Raw genomic sequence first — 2975 nt, 5'->3', positions numbered from 1 at the left:
TAGTGAAACTTCTGCAAGGTACGACTGGCTTCCACTTTTTACCTCCAGGGCCTCTACCTGCCGCTATAATGCCCTGAAAGCATCTCTTGCCTATACCTCTTCCATCGGTTCCTTCGGATGCGGATATGAAAGGGTTGATCCCGGTTATACCACTTTGGGCGCCTATTCTACGGTTAATGATTTTGTCAACTATACCTTTAATTATGCCGGCCAGATCATAGAGGAGAAACTTAATTTTGCTTCCAGCCTGGGTTTTCAGCAGGATGACCTTGATCACAATAAAGCCCAGAAAAATAACCAGTGGGTAGGCAGTCTAAACCTGGGCTTTGTTCCGGTCAAAGAAGTCAATGCTAACATAAATTACAGCAATTTCAGGTATTATACCCATGTCCGCAGCGGATTTGAGGAGATAAACAATACTTCCCCATACGTTTATGCCGATACCCTTGATTTTACCCAGATATCGGAAAATATGGGCCTCTCGGTCAGTATTAATCCGCGCGGAAACGAAAATGTTAAAAGCAGCATTATCCTTTCTTCCAACGTGCAATTGGCCTCACAGCAACAATCCGATAACCTCAACCAGTCGGATAACCGGTTTTATAACGGGATGTTGGGATATACGCATAGTTTGTTGAAACATGATTTAAATGTTTCCTTGAATTTCAACTATAATTTGAATAAGGCGGATTCTGTAAAAACAATTACTGCCGGTCCGTCAGTGGCTGTCCGCAAAATGTTTCTGGATAAAAAGCTGAGTACCAGCCTGGCATTGTCTTATAACCAGAATCGCCTTGGGAATGCGCTGCAGTCTTCCGTGGCCATTCTTCGCTCAGGGGTGGGCTATAATTTTAAGAACCATCGTGTCGATTTGACTTTTGTTTGGGCGGAACGAAAAAGAAACAGTTTAAATCAGAAATCAAATGATGTAACATTCAATTTGACTTATAGCTACAATTTTAAGGGTTTTACCTGGACACCCGGCAAAAAACAAAAGGATGACCATCAAAAAAATAAACCAAACGATGAAGGTAATTAAGTTAACATTATTCTGTTTTTTTATTTGTATAACTGAAATATATGCTCAGGATCAGACAGACCAAGCGTTATCAGATTTTTTTAGCCGCTACACTGTTCATCATGATATGTCGGAATCAGCATCCTGTCTGGCCAAAGAGGATAAAGCGGCTGTGCTTGAAAAGTTAACTGGGTTAATTTCTGACAATTCAACTGACAAGCGTTCCCTCGTATATCGTTTGGCAGACTATCTGGGGCGGATGACCAGCGACCCGAAAATAAAAAAACAGTCGTTGATTCTGCTTATCAAAGGGCTGAATGATAAGGACGGGGCCATTGTTTATACAAATCTTCAGGCTTTAAAGCAATACACTAGAAGAGATTTCGATCTTCGGATGAAACATGATATTTCTCAAAAAATACAGGAAGGGGCGCAGCCTCATTATGAATTGCTGGTAAAAATCGGAGGCTGGCTGGATATTCCCGATCTGAACGTTTTTTTCAGGCAAAAATTACAGGATAAGTCGGGTACGACAAACCGCGAACGCTGGGCTATGAGGCTGGCAATGGCCAGAATGGGCGAGCAGGACATGGTGCAGTATTGCCTACGTAAAGCTGAGGCAGCGCCATTGAATGACGATGCGGTTTATGATCTTGTTCCCGATCTGGTCTATACCAGGCAAAAGCCAATATTCGCCTATCTTTTTAGAATCATTGAAAGCGACGACAGAAATTGCAGTTCACCTAATCCTGATCGTAATGCGGATATAATCTGCGCTTACGGCGTGATTGAAAAAATAGCCCCGGTCATAGTCCGGTTTCCTTTAAAAACGGACAAATCCGGTGAACTGGTTTCCAATAATTCAAAGGAAATTCTTTCGGTTTCAAGAAAATGGATTAAGGAAACCGCCATCTATGGATATGAGATTGAAAATGAGAAATTTTAATGCAATGGCTGTCGGTCAATTGAGTTTCATGAAATATTGACCGATTCATAGAATAATTAATTCAAATCATGAAAAAATACAGGAATATTTTAATCCTTTTTCTTGTTTTTTTTATCGTAACCTTAGTTGATGCATTGGCTGCTTCTGATGACAGCACTGCTGTAGCAAAGATAAGTCAGGTCATAAAATATATCGAAAACAATAACCGCCTGGTGGATCAGCTCGATTCTTCGACTTTTTTCAACCTGCCGGTGGGGATAAAAGGGAAAAAACTTTTCAACCTTTGTATAACGGAAGCAACGATTAGGCCAGGAGGTGCTGTTTTTACGGCCGTTCTGCAAATAGATGATCCGGCGGACCCGGAAAGAAAATATACTTTTACAGCTTCAAATGTGCCTTTTTCTTTTAAAGGAGGCTTACAAGGCACAATCAGGCTGGCCTTGATGAATGATGTTTCTTCAATGCCCATTTGTAAAGGCGTATCACTGGATGTGCTGAAGGGCTCATTTGTGGATTGGGGCTGCAGCGGATTTGAACGGTTGAAAATTTGCGCTGATGTAGATTTTTCTCCGGGTATATTTATACCTGTCAATGCCGACGGGACCGACAAAGCTAATGCAAAGCTCAGTGCTTATGTAGAAGCTGAAGTTCAGGATCTGAACGACCTGGCTTTTAAAATCAGTTTAGATGATCCCTTTAAAATCAAAGGCATACCCGATTTGATTTTTACCTGTAAGGATCTGGTGATTGATCGCAGTGATTATTCCAATCCTTCCGGTATTCAGTTTCCTTCAAATTATTTATCTGCCTATTCTTCCGTAAACTCCAATCTCTGGAAGGGAATATATGTCGGGGAAGCTTCAGTAAAATTGGGAAAATTATTTGCCGACAAATCAACAAATGTGAGGCCTTCTATAACTGTTCGGCATTTTATCATTGATGACAATGGATTGACGGGAACCGTTACGGCTGATAATATCCTAAGTCTTGATCAGGGAAGCCTGGGCGGAT

General features: G+C 41.3%; 3 protein-coding genes. All 3 read left to right on the top strand.

Going from position 1 to position 2975, the window contains the following annotated elements:
• Positions 1-1039, top strand: a 1039-nt coding sequence (locus tag Q8907_15310) for a hypothetical protein (protein MDP4275639.1), incomplete at its 5' end; no start/stop codon positions are given.
• A 106-nt stretch (positions 1040-1145) separates the two neighbouring features.
• A complete protein-coding gene (locus tag Q8907_15305) occupies positions 1146-1964 on the top strand; it encodes a hypothetical protein (GenBank protein ID MDP4275638.1) in 819 nt (272 codons plus the stop codon).
• Positions 1965-2032: 68 nt separating this feature from the next.
• The coding region (locus Q8907_15300) for a hypothetical protein (protein MDP4275637.1) at positions 2033-2975 on the top strand (943 nt) is incomplete at its 3' end.

It is taken from the genome of Bacteroidota bacterium, from assembly GCA_030706565.1.
Classification (GTDB): domain Bacteria; phylum Bacteroidota; class Bacteroidia; order Bacteroidales; family JAUZOH01; genus JAUZOH01.
Note: the sequence above shows the minus strand (reverse complement) of the source record. Positions and strands in the feature narration are given on the sequence as shown.

Excerpts from the sequence above, each read along its gene's own strand:
- Q8907_15305 (MDP4275638.1), top strand. The coding sequence starts at position 1,146 with ATGTCGGAATCAGCATCCTGTCTGGCCAAAGAGGATAAAGCGGCTGTG.